We start from the raw sequence: 24,704 nt of genomic DNA on the forward strand, positions 1-24,704 counted from the left end.
GGATAATCTCGCATGTTTGGTAGCTATGTCGCGCTGGGCGATTCCTTTACCGAGGGCATGGGGGATGAGCTACCGGGCGGGCTGATTCGCGGCTGGGCCGATCTGGTTGCCCTGGGGCTCGGACAGGCCGCGGGGGCTCCGATTCGCTATGCGAACCTGGCGATCCGTGGCAAGAAGGTGGGCGGCATTCTCACCGAACAGGTCGAGCCCACCGTGCGGATGCGTCCCGAGCTGGTGAGCATGAACGGTGGCGGCAACGACATCATGCGGGTGCGGGTGTCGATTGCGCGCACGGCGAAGCTGATGATCGACGCGGCCGAACGCCTGCGCGATGCCGGATCCCACGTGCTGCTGGTGTGTCAGCCGAACCCCGGCCAGCATCTACCGTTGGGGGCGCTGCTCTCGTCGCGGGGTCATGCGGTGGCGGCCGAGATTCGCTCGCGGGTGCCCGAGGGCGTGACCCTGATCGATAACTGGTCCGATCCGGCCCTCAGCGAGGGCCGATACTGGGCCGACGATAACCTGCACCTGAACACCCTGGGGCACACCCGGGTCGCAGCCACGGTACTCTCGGCGCTGAACGTCCCGGTCCCGGTGGAGTGGGCGGTGGATGAGGTGGCTCGCTGGCCCGACCGGGGTGCGCGCAGGCGCGACCGTGCTTACTATCTTGAGCACGTGCTGCCCTGGGTGGTGCGCCGGGTGACCGGGCGGAGCGCCGGGGATGGCAAGAGCGCCAAGCTGCCGCTGCTGGAGACGGTGCAGATTCCCGGGCCCGAGCGGCCCACGCGGCTGGCACCGTCCCAAGGGTTCTAGGGATCTCCGAGTTCCCGTGATTCGCTGACCACCGGTCTGAGTCCGGGAGGTTTTCCGTCGCGTTACCGCGGCATGTGAGAGTATTTTTCTGAGGTGCCGTAGGGGCTCGAGGAGAAGTCTGCGACGTTCTTGACGGTTGTGATCCCTGACCCTGTTTTTGCCCCCTGACCGTTTTTGATGTCTCGCACTGTGACGCGGGACGTCGCGGCCGATCGTTTCCCCCGATACGATCGGCGAGGAATCCCCCAATGAAACGAGGAATGCATGCTGGTTGAGCCGGATATCGAGTGGGTACGCGGGTACCAGGGGGCTGCCACGGCACCCGCCGATCTGGAGGCCTTTTGGGCTCAGACGCTCGCGGAGTCGGGCGAGTATCCGCTGAACGCCCGGTTTGTTCGGGTGGCGGAGCGTCTGCGTCTGGTGGATGTGTATGACGTCACCTATGCCGGTTTTGGCGGCCAGGAGGTGCGCGCCTGGCTGCGTGTGCCGGCCGGGACCGATCTGGACGCCGCGGGTGATCTGCCCGCGATCGTCACGTATGTGGGCTACGGCGGTGGTCGGGGTGAGCCCGAGGCCGATCTGCTGTGGGCGAGCGCGGGCTTCGCGCACCTGCACATGGACACCCGTGCGCAGGGTTCGGGCTGGACGCGCGGTGACACCGGTGACACCGCAACCCAGGGTCCCAGCATCTCGGGTCACATGACCCGCGGTATCGAGGACCCGGTCAACTACTACTACCGTCGTCTGATCACCGACGCGGTGCGTGCTGTGGACGTGGTGCGCGGTGTTGCGGCCATTGATAACGGACGAATTGCCGTGCAGGGCCACAGCCAGGGCGGCGGACTGGCGCTCGCCGTGTCGGGTCTGCGGTCGGATCTGGCCGCGGTAATCGCGCAGGAGCCGTTCCTGTCGGACTTCCCTCGTTCGGTGCGTGCAGCGTCGCAGCGCCCGTACACGGAGATCACCGAGTACCTCGCGGGTCACCGTGGTGCCGCCGAGAACGTGTTCCGCACGCTGTCCTACTTCGACGTCACAAACCTGGTGCGCAGCTCGAGTGCGCCGGCGCTGGTGTCGGTGTCCTTTATGGATGCGATCTGCCTGCCCTCGACCGTGTATGCGGCCTATAACCGCTACGCGGGGGAGAAGCGCATCATCGAGTGGGAGTTCAACGGACACGAGGGTGGCCAGATGCTGACCACCCGTGCCTCCCTGGACTTCCTCGACGAGGTGTTTGCCACGAGGTAGCGTCGATGCTGGGCGCGCACCGTCATGCTGTGGCGGGTGCCCCTCCTTATAAACGCGGTGTGCGGCCGGGCCAAGGGTGCCCGGCCGCACACTTTTGCAATCCGCGAACGCGCCCGTCCATCGCTCTCCGGATAGGGCTAGCATTGGGCGACGAGACCGCCGGTGTGCTCACGTGCGGGTGTCTTCGGGCGGCTGCGGTGGGCGGGTGCGCGTGACCCCGTGGGGGAGCGTGGGCCGAGGTGCCGGCGGGGGTTGTTGAGAGAGGGTGGGATCGGTGACGGTTCTGCCGCTGATGGTTGCTGGGCCGGAGACGGTTTCGCCGATCACGGGTGGTGGAGCTCATGCTGGTTTTCCCGAGGACGAATGGTGGGGCCGGTGACGGTTCTGTCGCAGACGATGGCGGGCCGGTGACGGTCTGCTGCACGATGATGGCGGACCGGTGACGGTCCTGTTGGAAACGGGGAGAGATCGGTGAGTGCAGAAGAGTTCGAGGGTGCCGTGGGCGGAGCGGCCGCGCTCGCCGAGGGGCCTGAACGGATCGAGGCGGGTCTTGCCGAGCTGGTGGAGCGCGCGCGTGCGTTGATCGTGCCGGGGCAGCGTCGTCTGCTGGGGATGGCCGGCGCTCCGGGGGCGGGGAAGTCCACGCTCGCGGCTCGCATCGTGGCCGAGCTGGGGGAGGAGGCGACGCTGGTCCCGATGGACGGATATCACCTCTCCCGCGCCGTGCTCGCCGACCTGGGCCGCACCGACCGCAAGGGTGCTCCGGACACGTTTGATGCCGCGGGCTTCGTGGCCCTCCTGGGCCGCCTGCAGGACGCCCGGGAGACCGTATACGTTCCGAGCTACGATCGTGACCTCCACGAGTCCGTGGCCGCAGCGCTGGCGGTATCTCCGGTCACGCCGTTGCTGATCGTGGAGGGCAACTACCTGCTGCTGGATGATCCCGAGTGGGCACCCGCGCGCGAGTTCCTCGATGCCGCCTGGTACGTGGAGATCCCCACCGGCCTCCGCACCGAACGTCTGGTCGCCCGCCACGAAGCCCACGGCAAATCCCCGGAGCACGCCCGCGAGTGGGTCTTCCGCAGCGACGAGGCCAACGCCCGCATCATCGAGGCATCTGCGGTCAACGCGGACCTGATCGTGACGCCGGTGCAGGACTAACTGGGCCGTCGGGTGTGGCTTCGCTGCGCCTTCGCTGGTGGCTCCGCCGCGGCGACACGCGCACCCCGCGACCCGTTTTCCCTTTCACCCCGGGTTCGCGCTACTATAAATGAGTTGCCGGAAACGACAACGGGCTGTGGCGCAGCTTGGTAGCGCACTTGACTGGGGGTCAAGGGGTCGCAGGTTCAAATCCTGTCAGCCCGACCAAAGAAACCCTCCCAGAACCGCAAGATGTTGCGGGGCTGGGAGGGTTTTATTTTCTTCGAAATCGCGCAGTTCCGCCCTGAGGCGACAGATTAGGGCCGTTTTAGAAAATCAATGACGACGTAGTTTAGATGGACGCTCTATCGATGAGGTCAACCCTACGACGTGCCAGAACCCACAGTGCATCGCGGCCGAATGCTTTTTAGTTCGGGCGGCATAGATAGCCACTTCGTGCTGTGTGACGATCGCAGCTCGCTTTGTAATACAACGTATGCCCGTCATCCCCGCTTCTCCTTGCCCTAGATTCTCTTGTAGCGAATCGTATGGGCGAGCATCGACATCAGTGTGGTGGGGATTTCAGAAGTCTGTCGCTAGAAACGAGGCAGCGAAAGCAGATTGTCGGATTCTCGTCCGTTTGCAATGGTCGTGAGGTACCTGATTCCATTGCTACGCGTGATCACCTCTGCCTGCGCGCCGGTGTGTTCATTGTGTGTGCGAACACTATTTCCATTGTCTATGTATGTCACCATTGAAGCGCGGGTAGCAGCGTGAGGGGTGCCGTAAGTGCCCTCGGAGTATTGGACCTCGGTGATGTGTTCATTTCTGGTGCCTGGATGGGCGACCCGTACGCGGCGGATGTAGATCATGTTTCTCCAATCAATTAGCTTGGCGTGGGTCAAGTTCCCCACACCAACGGCGATGTTATTGGAAACCATGAACGTTGGGTATCACTGCTAGTGGGCCTTATCAAGACTGCAGAAATCTGTTATGACAGCGTAAAAGTGCATCGGTTGGAGCTTAATCTTGCAGCTGAACGTGCGAAGGTATCGCACGAGTGAACGCGAGGATTTTCGGAATATGGCGACACCTCGGTGTTGTCGTGAATGCCCCAAAACAGGTAGGTGCCGTGTCAGGCCGAGTACCGTCGGTACACCCTGACAGAATGGGGGTTAGTAGTCGATGTTTGTCGTGCGTCGCAAAATATTTTGGAGCAGCAGTGAGCAGTCTGGGCAATTTCATCTGGGGCATCGCCGACCAGTTGCGCGGTGTGTATAAACCACATCAGTACGGTGACGTTATCCTACCGATGACCATTCTGCGCCGGCTTGATTCGGTCCTTGAGCCATCTAAGGGTAGGGTACTTGAGCTGGCAAAAACCACCCCTCCGGCGATGCTGCCGGTCCGAGTAAAAAAACAGCTGAACCTGAGCTACTTCAATACGTCACCGTGGACGTTTACCAAGCTGCTGGGGGATCCGGAGGGTCTCGCGGCAAACCTGATTGATTACATCGCGGGTTTCTCCGACAACATCGACATGTTCACCCGTTTCAAATTTGAGGCCGAGGTTCAGAACCTGGCCGAGAAAAACCGGCTGTTTATTATTGTGCAGGCGTTTGCCAGGGTGGATCTGCATCCGTCGCAGGTGTCCAATGCCGAGATGGGTGATCTGTACGAGCATCTGATCCGCAAGTTTGCTGAGTCTTCAAACGAAACAGCCGGTGAGCACTTCACTCCGCGTGATGCTATTCGTCTGCTGGTTGAGCTGCTCTTCGCACCGGATGACGAAGTGCTGGGGGGCAACGGCGTTGTTCGTACCGTGTATGACCCGACTGCCGGCACCGGGGGCATGCTCTCCATCGCCGATGAGCACGTGGTGGGAACCCCGGAGCATCGTGGTTTGAACCCGAACGCGCGCCTCCAGCTGTTTGGTCAGGAGCTCAACGATTTCACGTATGCCGTGGCAAAGTCCGACATGCTGGGCAAGGGACAGGATGTGATGAACATCCAGCTCGGCGATACGCTCGCCGATGATAGGTTTGCGGGCCGGACCTTCGATTACTGTCTCTCTAACCCGCCGTATGGTTTTGACTGGAAGGCGTCGTCTGAGGCCGTGACCGCTGAGCGACAGGCAATGGGCGAGGCATCGCGTTTTGCCGCGGGTGTGCCCTCGATCTCCGATGGGCAGATGCTGTTTCTGCAGCACCTCGCGGCAAAGCTGCGTCCGGTTAAGGACGGTGGTGGTCGTGCGGGCATCGTCCTGAATGGTTCGCCGCTGTTTACCGGGGCCGCGGGTTCTGGCGAGTCTGAGATCCGCCGGTTTCTGCTGGAGCGTGACCTGGTGGATGCGATTGTGGCGCTGCCCACCAACATGTTTTACAACACCGGCATTGCCACCTACCTGTGGATCCTCGACAACAACAAGCCCGCGGCGCGCGTGGGCAAGGTGCAGCTGATTGATGCCACCGACCAATACACCAAGATGCGCAAAAATCTCGGCGATAAGTCTCGGGAGATTTCGAAGGAGCAGCGCAGCGAGATCGTGCGGGCCTATGATGCCTTTGCCGAGTCGGAGATTTCAAAGATTTTTACGGCCGATGACTTTGGCTACTGGACGATCACCGTGGACCGTCCGATGCGGCGCAACTATTCGGCAACCCGCATTGCAGCGGTGGACGATAAGAAGTTTGGTAAGGACGTTGACTCGGCGCCGTTCCGTGCCGCGATCAGCGGCATGAGCCCGCGCACGTATAAAAACCGTGATGAGTTTATCGCGGCCCTGCGGATCGCGTTTGTGGCGGCGGGGCTGACCCGTACCCCGGCACAGTTCCGTTCGCTCGCCCTCGAGCTCAGCGAGATTGATGAGACCGCCGAGCTGGTTCGGGATGCCAAGGGAAACGTTGAGGTGGATGCCAAGCTGCGCGACACCGAGAACATCCCCTTCACCTACGCTGGGAATACTCGCGGCCAGGCGGCTCGTGACGAGATCATCGCCGCCTATCTGGAGGCGGAGGTACTGCCGTACGTCCCCGACGCGTGCTTGGATACCACCAAGACAAAGGTGGGGTATGAGATCCCCTTCACCCGCCACTTCTACAAGTATGTTCCGCCGCGCCCACTCGCCGAAATCGACGCCGAACTGAACGAACTCGCAAGCGAGATCATGGTTCTACTTGAAGGGCTTGAACGATGAGGTCAGAAGTGTACCCGTCGTTGGCGTTGCGTCGTGTGGGAAAATTAGTTGGAGGTGGAACTCCATCATCTGAAGAGAGCAACTGGGACGGAACCATCCCATTTGTAACACCTCCAGACCTTCGCCCGGTCTCGGGAAGTTCCATTTTTTCGACTCAGAGAACGCTCACAGAGCGTGGCGCTATCTCCGGATCCGCAGTTGTCAACGCGGGTGCTGTTCTCTTGTCTATCCGTGCACCAATTGGATACGTTGCCCAGGTTGGGATGCGATCAGCGTTCAACCAGGGATGCCGTGCGATTATTCCATCCGAAATAGTTGACGGCCGCTTTTTGACATATACCCTTCTTGCTTCAAAACCAGAATTAGAAGCACTTGGCAGGGGCACGACGTTCATGGAGCTGTCTACTGTGCAGATGGCATCCTTTAAGGTTCCGGTACCCTCAGTTAAAACACAAGTTCTAATTGCGGATTACCTTGATCGCGAGACCGCCCGCATTGATGCTCTCATCGCCAAGCAAGAGCAGCTGATCGAAAAACTCACCGAACGTCGTCATGCTGTCATTGATTCGGTCCTAACAGTTGGTTTGTCAGCCGACGTCGATTTCAAAGATTCGGGTGTTAAGTGGCTTGGGCGTATCCCTGAGGGATGGCGAACAAAGCCGCTATGGTCGATGTATAAACGTCTCAAAGATACTGAACATCCTGATGAAAAAATGCTTTCAGTCTTCCGAGATTATGGTGTGGTTCTAAAAAACTCTCGCCAAAATATCAATAAAACCGCTGAAAATCGGAATATTTACCAGCTTGTACACCCCGGATGGCTTGTAACGAATCGTATGAAAGCTTGGCAAGGTTCCGTCGGAATTTCTCCACATCGTGGAATAGTTTCGGGACACTACCTTTGTTTTTCACCATTGCATCAAGAAAGTAATGAGTATCTTAATTGGCTTTTTAGATCGCCCCGATATGCAGTTGGATACAGCCTTATATCCCGTGGAGTGCGGATCGGGCAGGCGGAGATTGATAATGATGACTACCGAGTCGTGCCCGTGCTTTTGCCACCAATTGCTGAACAAGTGCAAATCTCGCAGTTTCTTGAAAAACAGACGTCAAAAATCGACACCCTAATCGACAAGACGCGGGCCTTTATCGCGCTCTCAAAGGAGCGGCGTGCCGCGCTTATTGCGGCTGCGGTGACCGGTCAGATCAACGTGAGGGAGGTCGGGTGAGTGTTCAAGGGAATTCAATTCGGCTGTTTCTTGTTGACGGGACCTCGGGCGGGCTCACCGTCGCTGAAATTGTGAACTGGACCGGGCAGATAGGTTCCACACCTCGCGCAGACCTCACCAAGGGACACATGTGCTATCCGGAGGCACGCCTGATCCCAATTGCACAGTCCGCCAGGCGGATACGGCTCGGCGACGTGTATTCGACAACTCAGACCGGACTCAAAGGAGACATCTGATGCCAATCGAAAACGAGAAGGCCTACCAGTCGGAGATTCTTGCCGAACTACACGGGGACGGTTGGATCTATACTTCTGAGGCCGAACGCGGCGGGTATGACAAAAAGCATGCGCTGTTCGTCCCGGATGTCTTTGGATGGCTCGAAGAGACCCAGCCCGAGGCCCTGGCAAAGGTAGTTAAACCGGGGATGAGTGACAGCGAGCGGGAACGAGCGAAGGCCGCCATCCTGGACCGTCTTGTGTCCGTGCTGAACAAGCCGCTGGATCAGGGCGGCGGCACGCTCAACGTGCTCCGCGGTGGTTTTGATAAGACTCCGGCCAAGTTTGCAATGGCCGAGTGGGAGCCCGCAACCACACATAACGAGACCACCCTGCATCGTTATGACGCCGTGCGCGTGCGTGTGATGGATGAGGTCGTCTACTCAACGAGGAACGGTGAGGCAAACCGGATCGACCTGGTGTTTTTTATCAACGGATTACCCGTGGCAACGGTTGAATTGAAGACCGATAATACCCAATCCCTGGACGCCGCGGTGAAACAGTATCGTGAAGACCGCAACCCAGCCGGGGAACCACTGCTCGGATTTGCTAACCGCTGCCTCGTGCACTTTGCCGTTTCCTCAACCGAGGCCGCGATGACTACGAAGCTTGCGGGCAAGGACACGTTTTTTCTGCCCTTCAACATGGGAGATCAGGGTGCCTCCGGGAATCCGGTGAACCCCGAGGGCGCATCTGTGTCCTACCTATGGGAGCGGGTATGGCGGCGCGATAACTGGCTCAACATTATCGGCCGGCTGATTCACCTGGAAACCCGGCGGGAGATCAATCCGATCACCGGCGAAGTCACGAAAAAATCGACCCTGCTGTTTCCCCGATTCCATCAGTGGGAGCTGGTGACCAACCTGCTTGCCGAGGTACGGGTGGAGGGCGCCGGTCACAATTATCTGGTGCAGCATTCGGCCGGATCGGGGAAGACCAATTCCATCTCCTGGGCGGCCCACGGGCTCTCCAAACTACATAATTCCGCGGGGGAGAAGATCTTTGACTCTGTGATCGTGGTCACCGATCGCACGGTCCTCGACGATCAGCTCCAGAAAGCAATATCACAGATTGAGCGGGTTGAGGGAACGGTCGCGAAAATTAATGCCACCGAGGTGAGGAACGCCGGAAACGACGATATCCGATCAAAATCCGCCCTGCTGGCGCATGAACTACTCGCGGGTCGCCCGATTGTTATCGTGACGATGCAAACCTTCCCATTTGCCCTCGACGCAATTCGCAAACACAGGGGCCTCGCCGAGAAGCGTTTTGCGATTATTGCCGATGAGGCGCACTCCTCCCAAACCGGTGAAACCTCGAAAAGGCTGCGGAAAGTGCTTACCGAGGACGAACAATCCGAACTCGCAGACGGTGGCGAGATTGATACCGAAACGATCCTCGCCGCCGAGATGACCGATCGAGCGGACTCGTCAAATCTCTCCTACTTCGCCTTCACCGCGACGCCAAAACCCAAAACCCTTGAGTTATTTGGGCGTAAGGACGATGAGGGTAGGCCTCGGCCGTTCCATGAGTACACCATGCGGCAGGCGATTGAGGAGGGCTATATCCTCGACGTGCTGCGCAACTACACCACCTATGAGAGAGCATTCCAAATTCATCAGCGGGCGGTTGCCGCCGGTGAGAGTGATCGCCTAGTCGATGAGTCGAAGGCATCCAAAGAATTGATGAGGTGGGTCTCCCTGCACCCCACCAATATCGCGCAGAAGGTCCAAATCATCGTGGAACACTACCGTGCAAATGTGCGATACCTGCTGGATGGACATGCCAAAGCGATGGTCATCACAGAGTCCCGCCAGCACGCGGCACTCTATAAGGAGGCGATCGACGCGTACATCGCAAAGCAACGCTATCGCGATATCGCCACGCTTGTTGCGTTCTCCGGCGGGCTCAACGAAAAGCAAATGAACGGGCATCGCATCGGTGCGCTGAGTTATGACTATACCGAAAGTAACCTGAACACGGGGCTGCGCGGCCGCGATATTCCGACGGCCCTTGCGAGCGACGATTTTCAAATTCTTTTGGTTGCAAACAAGTTTCAAACCGGGTTTGATCAGCCGCTCCTCAGCGCGATGTACGTGGACAAACTGCTGACCAATCCGGTGGCCGTGGTTCAAACACTTTCTCGGCTAAATCGTACTTTGCCGTCCGCAGGGAAGGACAAGACCTTCGTCCTTGACTTCAAGAATGAGTCGGAGGACATCCTTAAGGCATTCCGGACCTACTATGAGACCGCCGAACTGGTCGGGGAGACGGATGTTGATCTCATCCATGATGTCCGAGACTCGTGTGATGCGATGGGGATCTATACCGAGGGCGAGATCGAAGCTTTTGTACAGGCGTTCCTCACCGGCGCAAAAAACTCCGCGCTGGAACCTCCGCTGGAATCCGCGTCGCGTCGTTTTAGGGATCGGTATCTCTCCGTGATCGCCCCCGATGGTTCGGTGCTGGACGCCGACGAGTTGGGACAGCTTGAAAAATTCCGCAAGGACATCGGCTCATTTGTGAGGCTTTACGACTTCCTTTCCCAGATGGTGGACTATGGCGACACCGGCCTGGAAAAGCGAGCGATGTTCTTCCGACTGTTGCGAAAGCGGCTCTATAAGCCAGATGGCACCGACTACATCGACCTCACTAACGTTGAGTTGAGGGCGATGAAGCACTCTCGTATCGCTGAGGAAACACTCAACCTCAACGTGGGCGAATCTACCCAGCTGAAACCAGCTTCCGCGGTAGGGTCCGGGCAGATAAGAGATCCCAAGAAGGTCCTCCTAGATGAGATCCTTAACCGACTGAATCAGCTTTTCGAGGACGAGGTTTTTTCTCCTGGTATGGCGCAGACCTGGTTCGAATCAATCGTCACGGTGTTGGAAGAAAACCCCACCATCCAGGATCAGGCTGCAGCCAACCGAGTTGCTCACTTTATTGAATCTCCGGACCTTTTGAGCGCGGCGGCAGATGCGGCAATTTCGGCTGGTGATGCTCACCAGAAAATGACCGAGCGGTTCCTCACGGATACCACCTTGCAAGCGGAAATAACCCGCGCCGCAGGTCGAATCGTTCACCATGATCTGACAAGCTGAACTAATAGAAATGCAATTCAGCTGCCTTGGATACACGTGCTTTCACCGAAGCGTCCGGATTGTGAGAACGAGTACTTAGTCTGCTCTCGCTTTTGAGTCATTATGACAGGGCCGTTGCTCTTCACGGTGGTGCTCACCTTTAAAGCAGCTGATGCCGGTTTTTCTGTGACATCGGAGGATCATTTTTCCACCGGGTATAGCCTCAGCGACATGGGGCTGAGGCGACTCGCGTTCGAGCGAGGTGAGCCAGCGGAATTACGCAATGAATGTCTGCCGGTGTGTGGGCTGCCGAGCTCCACTGCATCGCGAGGACGACATATCGTTTTTGTATCCAAAACCGCATACGGGCGGGCAACGGTGCCGCTGTTTAGCTCGCAGGTATGCGAATTGTTGGCCTTGATCTCAGTCCACGTCCCGAAGTCCTGACGGCAGGCGGGACGCCGCGGCTGTTGTGGCCCGATGTGGCCAAGGGGCTGCTCATTATTCTGGTGGTGTTTTGGCACACGGTGGTGAAGTCCTATCTGCAGGTGGACTGGCGGCTTCCGGTGCCGATTGCCGGGGCCTGGGGGATTGCGGCCGACATTACCTATCCGGTGCGCATGCCGTTGTTTTTCCTGATTTCTGGATGTTTCGCCGCGAGTGCACTCGCGCGACCCTGGGGTGCGGTGTTCCGCGGCCGCGTGGTGCGGTTCCTGTACCTCTACCTGCTCTGGACGCTGATCCACATGGCGACCATGTGGGCGTTTCCCGACTTTCCCACCCTGGTGCCGCGTTCGGTTGCCGAGTTTATCGAGGCGATCACGATCAGCCCGCCCAACACCTGGTACCTCTATGCGCTCGCGCTGTACTTCGTCATCGCCAAGTCCCTGCGACGTCTGCCCCGCTGGATTCCGCTCGGCGTCGCCGCCCTGCTCTCGATCGCCGTGGGCGCGGGGCTGATCGACATCGTCAGCAACCGCGGATCCCTGATCGCCAACCTGCTCTTTTTCCTGATCGGAGCCTACGCCTCGCGCAAAGTCCTCCGGTTCACCTCGCGGCCTCGTCCCATCCTTGCCGCCGGCCTTCTCCTCGGCTATCTGGGGGCGTTTGCGCTTGTGCGGATGGGCGCCGTCGAATCGGTTCCCGGCGTCCTGCCCGGCCTGGCGCTGATCGGGGTCCTGATGGGGCTCGCGATCGCGCCCCTGCTCGCAAACCTCCCTCGCCTGGGCCGTGGACTGGCCTTTCTCGGGGCACGCACCCTCCCGATTTACGTGATCCACATGCCGATCCTCGCCCTCATCGATGCGCTGATTATCGGGCTGCTCTCGGACGCGGCCACCGGCGTCCAACTCGTGGCGGCGACCTGCCTGCCGGTGGTGATCACCGCGGTGGTCATCGCGGTGAGCCTCGGAATTGCGCGACTCATCGCCCGGGATCGTATTGCCTGGCTGCTGGATCTTCCGGTCCGCCGCGGAGCAACGTCTGCCGCCGCCCTCCCCGGAGACTCGCCTCGGCGAAGCTCGTCCCAGCACCCGCCCCTCGCGGCTCGGACCTCCGCGGCACCTCACCGAGAGGTTCGGCCAGACGCCTCAATCACCGCTTCGTGGGTCGCCGCATCCCGGCGACGCGTGCCCTGGCGCAACCCCGACACCGCCCGCGGCCGTACCCCGGCGCGGTGCCGTGTGCCCTGGCGCACGCCCGTTGCCGTGCTCGTGCTCGTGGCACTCGGTCTCACGGCGTCTGCGGCATCGGCGATCCCCGTCCCGTCCCGATCCGAGATGCCGCACCGGCCCGCACACCGCACCGGCGAGGTGAGTATCGGTGCGGTCGGTGACATCCTGCTCTATGACGCATCGCGCGGGATTCCCGCCGACCAGGGAGCCGGTTACCTTGACCGCGTGCGTCCCTGGTTCACCGAGGACCTCGTGACCGGCAACCTGGAACAGGCGCTCACCCCCGACAACGGCACCACCAAGTGCGCGGGGCTGGGCGACTGCTTCGCCTTTCGCAGCGATCCCGCAGCTGCCGCGAGCCTGCACGGCTTCACCGACCTCAACCTCGCCAATAACCACAGCCGCGACTTCGGACAGCGCGGCTACGATGCGACCCGTGCGGCACTGGAGAGCGTGGGCATCCGGCCGGTCGGGGATCGAGACGAGATCGGTTTTTTGCGGGTCGGCGATCTGGCCGTGGCCATGATCGGGTTTGCGCCCTACTCCACGTTCAATCGGGTGACAGATCTTCGGCACCTGCGTGCCATCGTCCGCAAAGCGGCCGAGCGGGCAGACGTCGTGATCGTGCAGGCCCACATGGGGGCCGAGGGGCCGACGGCGGACGCGGTCACGCCCGGCACCGAAACGATGTTTGGGGAGAACCGCGGCGACCCGATCGCCTTCGCCCATGCGGCAATCGACGCCGGAGCCGACCTGGTTCTGGGACACGGACCGCACATCCTACGCGGGATGGAGTGGTATCGCGGGCGGCTCATCGCCTACAGTCTGGGGAATTTCGGCGGTGGGGGAGTCTTCGGGACCGACCCATCCACCCGGTTCGGCGCATATCTCTCGGTACGACTGAACGCAGACGGCACCGTGTTGGGGGCACGGGTGCGCTCGGTGCGCTTCGAGCAGGAGGACGGCATCCCGACGCCCGATCCCAGCGGTCGGGCCGCGCACCTCATGACCGAACGGGGACTGCGTGACTTCCCCGATTCTCACGTTTCAATCGGCACCGACGGAGCGATCACCCTGCCATTGGCCCCGCGGATATAGGCGAGGCCCGCAGCGTACCCATCCGTCCTGTCACTCACGAATGTGCCGGATCACACGTTTGGGGGATAGGCGCCGCCGCCCTGCACGCTATAGCCTGTGGGCGTGATCTTGCCACATGCCATCGGGGGATGATTCCGGATGCGCCGACCTCCATAGATGGGGTCACGGGATGGCGTCACCGCGGTGCTGACGGGCACCGTGATCGAACATGATGCGTGGGCGCGTGGGGTAGCGGGTGCGCGTCTCCGTGTGGACGTCCAGGGCAGGGGCGTTTCCGAACTGTGTGATCCGAAGGGCTTTGACATCGATGTTCGCGCCGGAGAGGTTGTCGCCGCCTCGGCGATGATGGCTACCTGGCAGCGTCAGGATGGAAAGTGAAGATTGTTCCCTAACCCGCGTCAAGACGGAGCCGGAGTGCGCATGCCGCGGAATGCGCCCCGCACACGTCCCGCCCAACGCTGGTTCGCGCTCGCGCTTCTGCTGGGAGTAGGGGCGCTGGGAGGGTGCGCGTCGGACGACGTCACCGTGAGTGGAGATCCCTCGGATGATGTGACCTCAATCGTTGTGGTGCGTCCCGTATACCGTGACGTGGTCCCCTCCTGCCTCGAAAACGACCCGGCGGTTGAGCCGGGGATACGGAGCGCGGACCAGCCCGCGTCACGAATCTCCTATGGGCTCACCGCGGGTGCGGGCGCGGATGATGTTGCGCGGCTTGTTGACTGCCTCAGATCCTCGCTGCGTTCGGAGACAATCGAGCTTCACCCGAATTGATAGCCGACAACGATCGGGCCGCAGCGTGTGGCGGCACGACTATTGGTTTCCGCGCCCGACGTGACCTGATCTGAGGCCGGCCTGCTTGGGGCGCTCCGCGGTGACCCCTGGTTATGGTGCGGCTATGCTCGCCCCATTGCTCGCTTGGTGCGCGCCGTCGCGACCGCGGTCCATGGGTCCTCGGGCCAGGGATGCTTGGGGTAGCGGCCGCGCATCTCCTTGCGGACGTCCTGGTAGGGGCCGTTCCAGAAGGAGGCGAGATCGCCGGTGATCGCCAGAGGTTTCTGGGCGGGGGAGAGCAGATGAAAGAGGATCGGGACGCGGCCACCGACTAGACGAGGGGTCTCGGCCAGGCCGAAGAGCTCCTGCAGCTTCACCGCGACTACCGGGAGCGGGGCGGTGTTCGTGCCAGTGCCCGCACTCGTGCCGGAGCCGGTGCTTTGCGCGGACCCGAACTTGGTACCAGCGGCCCCGGCCCTTCGCTCGGAGCCGGCCTCTGCCCCCGCAGCCCCGGCTCCTGCACCGGTGTACTCGGCGTCAGCATCAGCATCGGCTTCGGCTTCGACACCGACGGCTCCGATACCGACGACTCCGGCACCAGCTGCTCCACCACCGGGGTTCCCGGCTCCACCCTCGTTGACATCCGGGTAGCGGATTCGCACCCGGTTGCCCGAGGGCACCTCCAGATGCTCGGGCACAAGCGTGTCGAGCTGTGCGGCCTCGGGCCAGGGGAGGAGGCGGCGCAGCGCCTGGGCGAGGTCGATGCCGTGGAGGGAGGACTGGGCGGTGAGGCGTTCGAGGTCGTGGCCGAGCCAGGCGTCGATGTTCGCAAGGAGTGCCGCATCGTCCATGGCGGGCCAGGGACCCCCGAGCTCGCGGTGAAGAAGGCCCAGTCGGGCACGCAGGGATGCCGCGCCCTCGCTCCAGCGCAGCCCGTCGAGTCCCGTCTCGCGCAGGTGCGCGGCAAACGCGGGAGCGGTGTCGGCCGCGGTGGGGGCGACCGGAGTAGAGGACAACCGGATTGCGCCGAGGGTGCGCCGCTCCTCCACCCGAACCCGTCCGTCGGCAACCCGCGCCGCGCGCTCGGATGCACGCAGGGGAGCGCCGAGACGGAGTGCGTCGGCCTCTCCGAGGGCTGCGGCAAGCCGGATCACCGCACCGGTCCCATCGGCCACGCGCCCCTCGGCACGCTGAACCTCGCGCACCGCGATCCACTCGCTGGACACCAGCTCGCTGCCCTCGGGCAGGGCAGCCCGGGTGCCGCTGGCCAGCAGGTAGCTGCGGGAGTGTTCGCCCGTGCGGCGGGCGATCCATTCGGGCCGGGCGATCGCCGTGACGATGCCGGGCAGGTCGGCGGGGTGCGTGGCAGCGTTGGCGGGCGGGTTTGCGGAATGCGCGGCAAAGTCGCCCGGCAGGTCGGCGGGGTGCGCGGCTTTGTTAGCCGGCACGTGTGCGGGTTGCGTGCGTGCGCCGGAATCCGAGCGTCCGTCTTCGGCGATCCTCGCCAGCCGCCGTGCCTCCGCCTTCCAGCGCTGAGCGCCGTGCGCGCGGCCCGAGCGCAGGTCCTGGAGCAGGCGGGATAGGTCCGCCCCGGGATCGCGGAAGTCACCCGACAGCGCCGCCACAACCTCGGCCACGGCATTCGGATCCCCGATCTCGGCGGTCCCCGACAGCAGAGCCCGCGCCTCGCGCACCCCCACCGGGAGTCGGGACACCCGGCGACCCAGCTCGGAGAGACCGCCCTCCTCGGACACCAGCCCCAGCGCAAACAGCTCGCGCTGAGCCTGCTCCATCGAGGCGGCCGGGGGCGGCGTCAGCAGGCGCAACCCGGTGCCGCCCGGGGTTCCCCAGGCGGCGAGCAGCAGGGCGGCATCGAGCAGGTCGGCTGACTGGATCTCGGGTGCCGAGGCGGCAGGCATCCGCGCAAACTCGGTCTCCGTATAGGCACGCACTGCCTTTCCCGGCCCCTGACGGGCGGCCCGACCGGCACGCTGTTCGACGCTCGCCCGCGACGCACTCACGGTCACCAGGCCCGACATATCGCGGCCACGGTCCCGGCGAACCTCACGGGTCAGGCCCGATTCGATCACCAGGCGCACGCCGGGAACCGTCAGTGAACTCTCGGCGAGCGACGTGCTGACCACGATCCGCGCCGCCCCGCCCGCCGCGGCCCCGGAAACCGCCAGGTCTTGCTCCGCGGGGGAGAGCCGGCCGTGGAGGGGGAGCACGTCGACGCCAGTCGGATTCAGATCACGAATGCCGCGCACCACCTCATCCACCTCGCGTGCGCCGGGGACAAAAACCAGCGCATCGTGACCGGCCTCTCGCTGCTCGGTCACGGCAACAGCGGCCAGGTGCCGCAGGAATTCCCGGGTCACGCCGCGCTCGTCCAGGCGCGGGTGGCTGCCGGGGCGGTGCACGAGTGTCAGCGGATGCAGCGGCGAGGGGACGTTGACCACCGGAGCATCCAGGAGCGCGGCGATTCCGGCGGCATCCAGGGTCGCGGACATCGCGATGACCGTGAGATCCTCGCGGAGTTCGCGGACCTCGGCGAGGAAGCCGAGCAGCAGGTCACCATCCACGGAGCGCTCGTGTACCTCGTCGAGGATGACCGCGTCCACGCCCTCGAGTTCGGGATCCGACAGTAGCCGCCGCAGCAGCACACCCGGGGTGAGAACCTCGATCCGGGTCTCGGGACCGACCCGACGCTCGCCGCGGACGGTGAAGCCGACCGGGCCGCCCACCGGGGAGCCGTCGAGGGCCGCGAGTCGCCGGGCGGCCGCGCGCACGGCAACCCGGCGCGGCTGGCTGAGCAGGATGCGCCCGGGAACGGAGCCGGTAGCGGAACCGGGAGTCGCGCCTGGAACCGGTCCTCGCTCCGCCAGCAGGTTCGCCACCAGCGGCGGCACAAACGTGGTTTTTCCGGTGCCGGGCGGGGCCGTGATCACCGCGGTGCCGGTGGAAATCGCGTCCGCGAGCTCATCCCGCGCGGCCGAAACCGGCAGGCCGGTGCCAATGCTGGCCAGATCAAAAAGGTGTGCGCTCACCTCCCCATCCTAGGGAGCGGGCGGATACGGAGCGAATGGGACCCGATCGTCTCGGGCATTCGCGTGCGGGCCCGATAGGCTGACGAGTCATGACGCCGCACACACATCTTGCCGGACCCGCCCTCATCGTGATCGATGTTCAGCGAGGGTTTGCGGATCTCGCCTTCTGGGGGCCGCGAAACAACCCGCACTGCGAGAAGAACATCGCGGCACTCATCGCCCGATGGCGTGAGCGCGAGTGGCCGGTCGTGTTTGTCCAGCATGATTCGGATGACCCGGCATCGCCACTGCACCCGAACAATCCCGGGCACGCATTTGCTGACGTGATCGAGGGCGAGCCCGATCTGCTCGTGCGCAAGAGAGTGAACTCGAGCTTCCACGGCACCCCCGATCTGCACGCATGGCTCACCGAGAATAGCTCTTCGGAAGTGGTGATTTGCGGCATCACGACCAACCACTGCTGCGAAACCACGGCGCGTCTGGCCGGAAACCTCGGCTATGAGACCACGTTTGTCCTCGATGCCACGCACACGTTTGATCGTGCGGCACCGGATGGAACGGTTGTGACCGCCGATGAACTGGCCCGTATTACCGCGACCAATCTGCACGGGGAGTTTGCAACCGTGCTCGGTACCCGCGAGGTGTTGGAACGCACCGCGCGCTGACGCGGATTTCGAAACTAGACGTCCGCGCCGCTCGGCGGCGCCAGCGTGCACACGTAGCGGCGGCGATCGGGCCAGCGGGCATCCGTGTGCCCATCGGCAATGGTGAATCCGAGGCGACGGTAGAAATCCACGGCATCATCGTCGGTTTCCGCCAGGATTCTCCTGTTCGGGGCCGCGTCCTTGATGCCCTGCACGAGTCGCCGCCCCAGCCCGAGGCCACGCGCACGTTCATGCACCGCAATGTACATGATCTCCACGGGATTCGAGCGGAGATCGCAGGCGATGAAGGCGACCAGGCCGTCTCGATCCGACATACCGCGCACCCAAAGGTGTGGGAGCTCATCGTGTGTGATTCGATCAAGCTCCGCGCTCTCCACCTCGGCAGCCAGCCACAGCAGGTGTCGAAACTCGTCGCTCGCGACATCGGAGGGGCGGTTCAGGGGGATCATGACTCCCATTATTCGCGATGTGAACGATGCCCGGGGTGACAATTTGGGTGTGCCGCGGTAGCCGGCAGGCTGTCCGCACCCACCGGCATCCGAAAGAGCGCGCATCCGCCGACTTCCATGCCGGAGAGGCGAATGACGATCCGTCGGGAATCTACAAACCTCCGTGCCGGAGAGGCGAATGACGATTCGTCGGGAATCCAAAAACCGCCGTGGCGGCGCGCAGTTTGCGGGCCGACACGGCGGGTTGAGGGGCGCGGGCCCCGTCGAGCAGGGTTAATCCTGCTCGCTGCGTCCGCGGATCTTAAGCACGGCGAGGGTGCCGCCGATCAGCAGCAGCGCGAGTGCGCCGTAGATCAGGGGAGTGGGGGTGCCGCCGGTGACGGCCAGGGCGGTGGTGCCGGTCGCGGCGGGGACCGTGGACGGGTCAACCGTGGAGGTGGCCGGCTTGGTGTCCAGCACGAAGGAGGTGATGTCCGTTGGGTCCGTGGGGTTTACCGGATTGGTCGGATCTACCGGGTTGGTCGGGTCCACGGGATCCACCGGGTCCACCGGGTCTACCGGGTCCACCGGGTCCACCGGGTCCACCGGGTCGACGGGGTCCACGCCATCCGCGACCGCATAGGTGTAGGTCACGCAGGCGCTCGGGCCCACGCCGCCGTCCACGCTCGCCGCCATCATCTGCTGGCCGAAGCCGACCCGGTTTTGATAGTCGAGGCCGAGGCCCGAGTAGGTGCCTCCACCCTGGTTCTTTACGCCCTCCGGGGCCAGCAGGGTGAGGGTTCCGGTGCCCACAAACGCGCTTGCCGTGGCGTCGCCGGCAGCGTAGGTTGCCCCAAACGTTAGGGTCTCGGGGGAGAGGATGCGCCCGCTGGTGCCGGCGTAGTCGAGGGTGCCGTCGAACGGGGTGAGCGTGGTGACCTCGTCCTTACGATCGAAGGTCTTGTCGAAGATGCCGTCATAGGTGGCGTCGAGTGCAAAGGTGCCGCCGAGCGCGGATTCCAGCTCCACGTTGAATCCGTAGCCGAATTCCCCCTGGAGCGGGGTGGTTCCGGTGTTTTCGATGCTGACATATCCACCATCGGTGAACTTTCCGGCCACCTCGACCGAGATCAGTTCACCCAGGCTCGGATCAAACTGTTCCACCTGAAGCGGGTGGGTCCAGGGGTTCTGCACCAGGTCGATGGGGTCGCCGGCGTTGTACATCCAGCCGCAGGTAGTGGTGGTGGCGATCTTCTGGGGAGCGGCCTCGGCGCTCGCCATCAGAGGTGCGCCGAGGATGGTCGCGGGGACCAGGGCGGCGGCGACAAGCGCCCCGCGCCGCAGCGCGCGTGAGGATGAACGGGGGACTGAGTGAGTTACGACCATGAGGTCTCCTGAGTTAGGGATGAGCGCCGGGAGCATCGAGTGCTCCGGGGCGCGGTGGCGACCGGGTGTCGCAGATGATCGTTTCGGGCGATCAGTAACCGTGTACCATTCTAGTATTTTAGATTCTTAAACATCAAGTCTGTCATGTTATTTTTTCCGAACGTCGATTTTTGACCTCGGGCGGCCCATGTCTGGGGCTACGGTTCCGCCCCCTCACTCCCCGGTAGGGGGTGCAATCCCTCCCGGGCGTGATGCCCGCCCACGCACCCGCCTTTTATGCTTCACGGGCTGCCGAGGAATCGGCGGCGGGAAAGAGGATGTGGGAATGTTTGACTGGTTGAATGATGCGATTCTGGCCACGGCGGGATCGCCCTGGATCTACCTCATCGTCCTGTTCGGGGTCTGCGCCGATGCGTTCTTCCCGCCGATTCCCTCGGAGACCGTCGTGGTGGCCGCCGCGGCCCTGGGGTTTGCCACCGGCGCTCCGAACCCGTGGATCATCATGGCGCTGACCGGCGGTTTCGCGCTGGTGGCCCTGTTCCTGCTGAGCGTGCCGGGGCCGTATTCGCCGGACATGTACGAGAACCTCAATCCGCCCACGATCTGCCTGATCCTGCTGGGGATCGACCAGCTGATGCTGTTTACCCTGCTGCGCAATCGGCTGCGTGCGGTGGCCGAGCGCCCGCGGATCGGCGCGTTGGTGGATCGGGTTGGGGCTCGGTCCATGACCATCTACCTGTGGCATATGCCGGTCATCATCCTGCTGGCCGCCGGGCTGCTGATTCTTCACCTGACGGTTGCGGTGCCCCTGCCCGATCCGCTGAGTGCGGGCTGGTGGCTGACCCGACCATTCTGGCTGCTGGCCGGGCGGCGCGCTCCTCGCGGTGGGCATGCTGATCGCCGCGCTCGCGCTCGGCTCCTCGAAGGGCATTCCGGCCAGGGTGTAGACGGTACCGAGGCCTAGTCCGGTGCCGCGATCCCGGCGTCGCGCAGGCGTCGGATGTACTCGAGGTCGGCCCGGGCCCGGGGGCCGTGGGAATCGGCGACCAGCACCACATCCTCCGCCTCGTAGTGTGCCAACTCGGAGATGGACACCCAGAGCGCGGACCCACCTCGATCGATGCTCTCCCAGGCCCCGTTCGCCGTCGCCTCGGCGCTGACGACCGCATGCAGGGCCGGGTTGCGCCGGATGAACCGGGAGGGAAATCCGCGCAGGGAGATGCTACCGGAGGCCTCGGTGATGTCCAGCATCCACTCGGGGTCCGCGAATCTGGCACGCCGAAAGCCCTCGTAGGCAGCTTCGATTTCCGGATCGCCCCCTCTCATTGTGGTATTCAGAATGAGCCCCTGGATGCGCCCACGCAGGGTGACCCGGGTGAACTCGACGCCAAACACGAAGCCGTCATCGCGCCCGCAGTTCAGGCCATCGATCACCACATCCTCCAGCACCGCACCGTCGAGCGAGGATCTGCGCAACTCCACGTCGCCGAGTGTCGCCCGCAGCAGGCGTGGGCGCCGGGAGGCATCGGTGCTCCGGTCGCTCCAGCAGTTTTCGAGGGTGAAGTGCGAGGCATGCAGATCGCTGAGCACGGTGCCCTCCTCGATCCGTCGGTCGCGGATCATCAGGCGCGGAGGATTCTTGCGGGCGGCTGTGGCGAGCAATTCGCGGGCCGAGACTTCCGCCGCCCGGGCGAGTTCGGTCAGGGTGTGGACGCCCGGCTCGGGCGCGATACTCAGTTCGCCGGGGGAGGGCAGGGTCGAGACATCACCCGGCACGGGGATTTCGCCCCAGGAGGGTGCGGCCGGTTCGATGTGCCAGGGGGACTCCGCCGGGAGCCCCGGGATCGCCAGCAGGTTGTGGGCTCGGCCCAGATCGGTGGGCGCGATGATCACCCCGTCCAGGGCTCGAAATGCGGAGGCCACCCCGAAGGGAATATCCATCGAAAACAGTTCGCGCTGATCACCCGCCGCCAGGATGACCACCCGCTCGGCTCCCACATGAAAGCTCTCCCCGGTGGCTCCGATGAAGAGTTCGGCATCGGAGTGCAGCACGCGCCGAACCCCGCGGCGCGCGGCGGCCTCGGGGATAGTTGGAGCCGGTTCGGTGCCGCGGCGACGCCGCCGCAGCGCGGTGAGGGTATCGAGGGACACCAGCGTTTCCATGACGCCCTTGCTGCCCACGGCAACCGTGTTCTCATCGATGCGTGTGAGCCTGAAGTTGTACTTGCCGATTTTCGCGGTGAGTTTCCGCGCGATCTTCACAGTCGGCAGGTCTATTTCATAGAGGCCGAAATAGGTGATCACGAGCGCGCGTTCGGGGGAGAGGGCAAAACCCGCCGCAATCGGCGCGCGCAATCCGGTGAGGATGCGCCACTCACCGCTGCGTAGATCCAGCAGCCCGGCCCGCGTGGTTTCTCGGCCCTCACCCCAGGAGGTCAGCAGGTGCGTGTCGCCGAGCATGATCGTGGCCGAATGGACCAGTTGCTGGGCGTCGCTGGGCACGGGAACGGGTATTTTCAGCGGTGCCGGGACGGCTTCTGGGGCCGTCATGCCCCGAGCCTAGCCCGGGACCTCGGACTCTGCCAGGGTGAGGGCGGATATCGTCTGTCCGCCGAAAGGCCCAGCGCTCCTAACTGACGTGCGAGCCCCCTTGACCTCAACCGCGCTTGAGGTTTTACGGTGGGTGTTATCGGCCCAATCGGGTCGTCCCGTCGAATCGAGGACCACATGAACTCCGCCGCCCTGCGTCAAGAACAACCCCGGCTTGCCGCGTTGCCTCCGCCGTCCCAAAGCAATGCGGGGCCGTCTGCCCATTCGAGCAGACGGCCCCGCACCGTCAGCTAGACCATGCCGCCGTTGACGTACACGGTCTGACCGTTGATCCATCTACCGGGGCCCGCCAGCAGCGAAACCATTTCGGCGATGTCTTCGGGGGTTCCCAGACGTTCCAGCGGGTTCATTTTGGACATCCGCTCGATGGTTTCCGGATCCTTCCCCTCGAGGAAGAGTGCGGTGGCGGTCGGGCCGGGAGCGACCGCGTTGACCGTAATGTCGCGTCCGCGCAGCTCCTTAGCCAGGACGGAGCTGATCGCATCCACCGCCCCCTTGGAGGCGGCATAGGCGGCGTAACCGGGCAGACCCAGCTTCTTCACCGACGTGGAGAAGTTGATGATCGCGCCGCCGTTACGGACACGCTTGGCTGCCTCCTGATCCATCACGAAGGTGCCGCGAATGTTGGTGCGGTGCATCCGGTCCAGATCGTCCAGATCGAACTCGGCAATCGGCCCCAGGATCATGATGCCCGCGGCGTTGACCACCACATCGACCCCACCAAATTCGCGTTCCACCTGGTCATATGCCGCCCGAACCTGGGTTTCATCGGCGATGTCGGTCTGAATCCCGATGGCCGTACCACCGGCCGCCTCGATTGCGTTCAGCGTTTCGGTGGCGGCCGCGGAGTTCCCCGCATAGAGAATTGCAACCGACTGTCCGTCGGCGGCGAGCCGTTCGGCCACCGCCCGACCAATACCTCGGGAGCCGCCGGTAACGATAGCCGTGCGTTGTGATGTCATAACCACTCCTCTTTCTTGTGATGTAAAACAGTGTGAACCTGCGAACAGGCCGCACCACCCTGTGCCCAGACTACGTGAGTCCGGGCACAGGACGGATGAACTACTGGTTGATTCCGGACAGATCGTTCTCGCCGTAGCGGTTTCCCGCGGCGGGAATGAGATCGTTTAGCGCGGTGAGCTGGGTGTCACTCAGCACCAGGGCATCGGCACCGGCGTTCTCCTCGATTCGAGACACACGCTTGGTACCGGGGATGACCGCCAGGTTGGGGTGCCGGGTCAGCAGCCAGGCCAGGGCAACCTGCGCGGGAGTGGCGTTGGCATCGGCGGCGATTCGCTCCACCTCGGTCACCAGCGCCAGGTTCGCGGCGAAGTTCTCCTCGCTGAAACGCGGGGTGGTGAGGCGGAAGTCATCCGGTGCGAAGTCGTCGCGCGAGCGGAACTGTCCGGTCAGGAAGCCTCGGCCCAGCGGAGAATAGGCAACAAAACCAATGCCCAGCTCGGTCATCAGCGGCAGCACCTCCTCCTCGACGTCGCGGGTCCACAGCGAGTACTCGGTCTGCAGCGCGGCAATCGGGTGAATCGCGTGGGCGCGGCGGATGGTGTCCAGGCCGGCCTCGGACAGACCGATGTTGCGGATCTTGCCCTCGCTGACCAGCTCGGAAAGCACACCCATCACGTCCTCAATCGGGGTGGTGGGGTCGACACGGTGCTGGTAGTACAGGTCGATGTAGTCGGTCTGCAGTCGACGAAGCGAACCCTCAACGGCAATGCGAATGTTCTCCGGACGCGAGTCCAGGCCGCGCTCGGCCGGGCCCAGGTGGGAAACAAAACCGAACTTTGTGGCGAGTACCACCTCGTCCCGACGTCCGCGAATCGCCCGACCCACGAGCTCCTCGTTGGTGTACGGGCCGTAGATTTCGGCCGTGTCGATGAAATCGACACCGAGGTCCAGGGCGCGCTGGATGGTGCGCTCGGCCTCATCGTTGAACTCGCCGGCACCGGTGTAGTAGGCCGACATGGTCATGGCACCGAGTCCAACTCGGCTGACCTCAAGGTTTCCCAGGGTGGTTTTTTTCATGGTTTTCT

General features: G+C 63.1%; 17 protein-coding genes and 1 tRNA gene. 11 read left to right on the forward strand and 7 right to left on the reverse strand.

The genetic code is table 11. The features are described 5' to 3' along the window. The first annotated feature begins 12 nt into the window (after window positions 1-12). From IE92_RS0101405 to IE92_RS0101420, 4 genes are all read left to right on the forward strand, one after another. Window positions 13-813 (forward strand): SGNH/GDSL hydrolase family protein, encoded by an 801-nt coding sequence (locus tag IE92_RS0101405; RefSeq protein WP_043321275.1) that lies wholly within the window; start codon window positions 13-15, stop codon window positions 811-813. A gap of 264 nt (window positions 814-1,077) precedes the next feature. Next, window positions 1,078-2,058: an acetylxylan esterase gene (locus IE92_RS0101410; protein WP_030143096.1), complete on the forward strand. Its 981-nt coding sequence runs from the start codon at window positions 1,078-1,080 to the stop codon at window positions 2,056-2,058. Window positions 2,059-2,529: 471 nt separating this feature from the next. Continuing rightward, the gene (locus IE92_RS0101415) at window positions 2,530-3,219 is read left to right on the forward strand and encodes a nucleoside/nucleotide kinase family protein (protein WP_245601196.1); all 690 of its coding nucleotides are present in this window, start codon (window positions 2,530-2,532) and stop codon (window positions 3,217-3,219) included. Window positions 3,220-3,349: 130 nt separating this feature from the next. Then, a tRNA-Pro gene (locus IE92_RS0101420) sits at window positions 3,350-3,426 on the forward strand. A gap of 368 nt (window positions 3,427-3,794) precedes the next feature. On the opposite strand, the gene IE92_RS17665 is transcribed toward IE92_RS0101420, so the two are convergent. Further along, window positions 3,795-4,139, reverse strand: coding sequence for a DUF3892 domain-containing protein (locus IE92_RS17665; RefSeq protein WP_081863790.1), 345 nt, complete (start codon window positions 4,137-4,139; stop codon window positions 3,795-3,797). 227 nt (window positions 4,140-4,366) lie between these two features. On the opposite strand from IE92_RS17665, the gene IE92_RS0101425 reads away from it, so the two are divergent. The 5 genes from IE92_RS0101425 (at window position 4,367) to IE92_RS0101455 (ending at window position 14,127) form a co-directional block, all read left to right on the forward strand. Beyond that, window positions 4,367-6,394, forward strand: a complete 2,028-nt coding sequence (locus IE92_RS0101425) for a type I restriction-modification system subunit M (protein ID WP_211250739.1) — start codon at window positions 4,367-4,369, stop codon at window positions 6,392-6,394. Continuing rightward, the gene (locus IE92_RS17670) at window positions 6,391-7,623 is read left to right on the forward strand and encodes a restriction endonuclease subunit S (protein ID WP_081863791.1); all 1,233 of its coding nucleotides are present in this window, start codon (window positions 6,391-6,393) and stop codon (window positions 7,621-7,623) included. The genes IE92_RS0101425 and IE92_RS17670 overlap by 4 nt, the downstream gene beginning before the upstream one ends. A 235-nt stretch (window positions 7,624-7,858) precedes the next feature. Continuing rightward, complete coding sequence (locus IE92_RS0101440; RefSeq protein WP_043321277.1) at window positions 7,859-10,999, forward strand: type I restriction endonuclease subunit R; 3,141 nt, start codon at window positions 7,859-7,861, stop codon at window positions 10,997-10,999. A 380-nt stretch (window positions 11,000-11,379) separates the two neighbouring features. Then, on the forward strand, window positions 11,380-13,749 hold the full coding sequence (locus IE92_RS17055) for a CapA family protein (protein WP_081863792.1): 2,370 nt from the start codon (window positions 11,380-11,382) through the stop codon (window positions 13,747-13,749). Window positions 13,750-13,905: 156 nt separating this feature from the next. Beyond that, complete coding sequence (locus tag IE92_RS0101455) at window positions 13,906-14,127, forward strand: hypothetical protein (RefSeq protein ID WP_030143101.1); 222 nt, start codon at window positions 13,906-13,908, stop codon at window positions 14,125-14,127. 515 nt (window positions 14,128-14,642) lie between these two features. Here the strand turns inward: IE92_RS0101455 and IE92_RS0101460 are convergent. Further along, entirely contained in the window at window positions 14,643-17,567 is a 2,925-nt protein-coding gene (locus IE92_RS0101460) for an ATP-dependent RNA helicase (RefSeq protein ID WP_051701468.1), read from the reverse strand. An 89-nt stretch (window positions 17,568-17,656) separates the two neighbouring features. Here IE92_RS0101460 and IE92_RS0101465 point away from each other — a divergent pair, with 89 nt between their 5' ends. Next, entirely contained in the window at window positions 17,657-18,232 is a 576-nt protein-coding gene (locus tag IE92_RS0101465; RefSeq protein ID WP_030143103.1) for a cysteine hydrolase family protein, read from the forward strand. Between the two features lie 14 nt (window positions 18,233-18,246). Here the strand turns inward: IE92_RS0101465 and IE92_RS0101470 are convergent, their stop codons facing one another. Both IE92_RS0101470 and IE92_RS18680 read right to left on the reverse strand, forming a co-directional pair. Next, the gene (locus tag IE92_RS0101470) at window positions 18,247-18,681 is read right to left on the reverse strand and encodes a GNAT family N-acetyltransferase (protein ID WP_051701469.1); all 435 of its coding nucleotides are present in this window, start codon (window positions 18,679-18,681) and stop codon (window positions 18,247-18,249) included. Between the two features lie 273 nt (window positions 18,682-18,954). Next, a complete protein-coding gene (locus IE92_RS18680; RefSeq protein ID WP_030143105.1) occupies window positions 18,955-20,046 on the reverse strand; it encodes a choice-of-anchor E domain-containing protein in 1,092 nt (363 codons plus the stop codon). Window positions 20,047-20,371: 325 nt separating this feature from the next. Between IE92_RS18680 and IE92_RS0101480 the strand changes: the two genes are divergently transcribed. Beyond that, on the forward strand, window positions 20,372-21,010 hold the full coding sequence (locus IE92_RS0101480) for an acyltransferase family protein (RefSeq protein ID WP_030143106.1): 639 nt from the start codon (window positions 20,372-20,374) through the stop codon (window positions 21,008-21,010). Here the strand turns inward: IE92_RS0101480 and IE92_RS0101485 are convergent. The 3 genes from IE92_RS0101485 to IE92_RS0101495 all read right to left on the reverse strand — a co-directional run bounded on the left by IE92_RS0101485 (window position 21,007) and on the right by IE92_RS0101495 (window position 24,696). Continuing rightward, the gene (locus IE92_RS0101485) at window positions 21,007-22,596 is read right to left on the reverse strand and encodes a hypothetical protein (RefSeq protein WP_156027354.1); all 1,590 of its coding nucleotides are present in this window, start codon (window positions 22,594-22,596) and stop codon (window positions 21,007-21,009) included. The genes IE92_RS0101480 and IE92_RS0101485 overlap by 4 nt on opposite strands. Before the next feature lie 290 nt (window positions 22,597-22,886). After that, window positions 22,887-23,618, reverse strand: coding sequence for an SDR family oxidoreductase (locus IE92_RS0101490; RefSeq protein ID WP_030143108.1), 732 nt, complete (start codon window positions 23,616-23,618; stop codon window positions 22,887-22,889). A gap of 100 nt (window positions 23,619-23,718) precedes the next feature. After that, window positions 23,719-24,696 carry an aldo/keto reductase gene (locus tag IE92_RS0101495; protein ID WP_030143109.1) on the reverse strand — a complete coding sequence of 326 codons (978 nt, stop codon included), beginning with the start codon at window positions 24,694-24,696 and terminating at the stop codon, window positions 23,719-23,721. Window positions 24,697-24,704: the final 8 nt, after the last annotated feature.

Source organism: Mycetocola saprophilus, from assembly GCF_000718085.1.
GTDB lineage: Bacteria > Actinomycetota > Actinomycetes > Actinomycetales > Microbacteriaceae > Mycetocola > Mycetocola saprophilus.

Coding starts and splice junctions, on each gene's coding strand:
- IE92_RS18680 (WP_030143105.1), bottom strand. CDS start 20,046: ATGGTCGTAACTCACTCAGTCCCCCGTTCATCCTCACGCGCGCTGCGG.
- IE92_RS0101490 (WP_030143108.1), bottom strand. CDS start 23,618: ATGACATCACAACGCACGGCTATCGTTACCGGCGGCTCCCGAGGTATT.
- IE92_RS17665 (WP_081863790.1), bottom strand. CDS start 4,139: ATGGTTTCCAATAACATCGCCGTTGGTGTGGGGAACTTGACCCACGCC.
- IE92_RS0101455 (WP_030143101.1), top strand. CDS start 13,906: ATGGGGTCACGGGATGGCGTCACCGCGGTGCTGACGGGCACCGTGATC.
- IE92_RS0101440 (WP_043321277.1), top strand. CDS start 7,859: ATGCCAATCGAAAACGAGAAGGCCTACCAGTCGGAGATTCTTGCCGAA.
- IE92_RS0101465 (WP_030143103.1), top strand. CDS start 17,657: ATGACGCCGCACACACATCTTGCCGGACCCGCCCTCATCGTGATCGAT.
- IE92_RS0101425 (WP_211250739.1), top strand. CDS start 4,367: ATGGGGGTTAGTAGTCGATGTTTGTCGTGCGTCGCAAAATATTTTGGA.
- IE92_RS17670 (WP_081863791.1), top strand. CDS start 6,391: ATGAGGTCAGAAGTGTACCCGTCGTTGGCGTTGCGTCGTGTGGGAAAA.
- IE92_RS0101410 (WP_030143096.1), top strand. CDS start 1,078: ATGCTGGTTGAGCCGGATATCGAGTGGGTACGCGGGTACCAGGGGGCT.
- IE92_RS17055 (WP_081863792.1), top strand. CDS start 11,380: ATGCGAATTGTTGGCCTTGATCTCAGTCCACGTCCCGAAGTCCTGACG.
- IE92_RS0101485 (WP_156027354.1), bottom strand. CDS start 22,596: ATGACGGCCCCAGAAGCCGTCCCGGCACCGCTGAAAATACCCGTTCCC.
- IE92_RS0101480 (WP_030143106.1), top strand. CDS start 20,372: ATGTTTGACTGGTTGAATGATGCGATTCTGGCCACGGCGGGATCGCCC.
- IE92_RS0101495 (WP_030143109.1), bottom strand. CDS start 24,696: ATGAAAAAAACCACCCTGGGAAACCTTGAGGTCAGCCGAGTTGGACTC.
- IE92_RS0101405 (WP_043321275.1), top strand. CDS start 13: ATGTTTGGTAGCTATGTCGCGCTGGGCGATTCCTTTACCGAGGGCATG.
- IE92_RS0101470 (WP_051701469.1), bottom strand. CDS start 18,681: ATGATCCCCCTGAACCGCCCCTCCGATGTCGCGAGCGACGAGTTTCGA.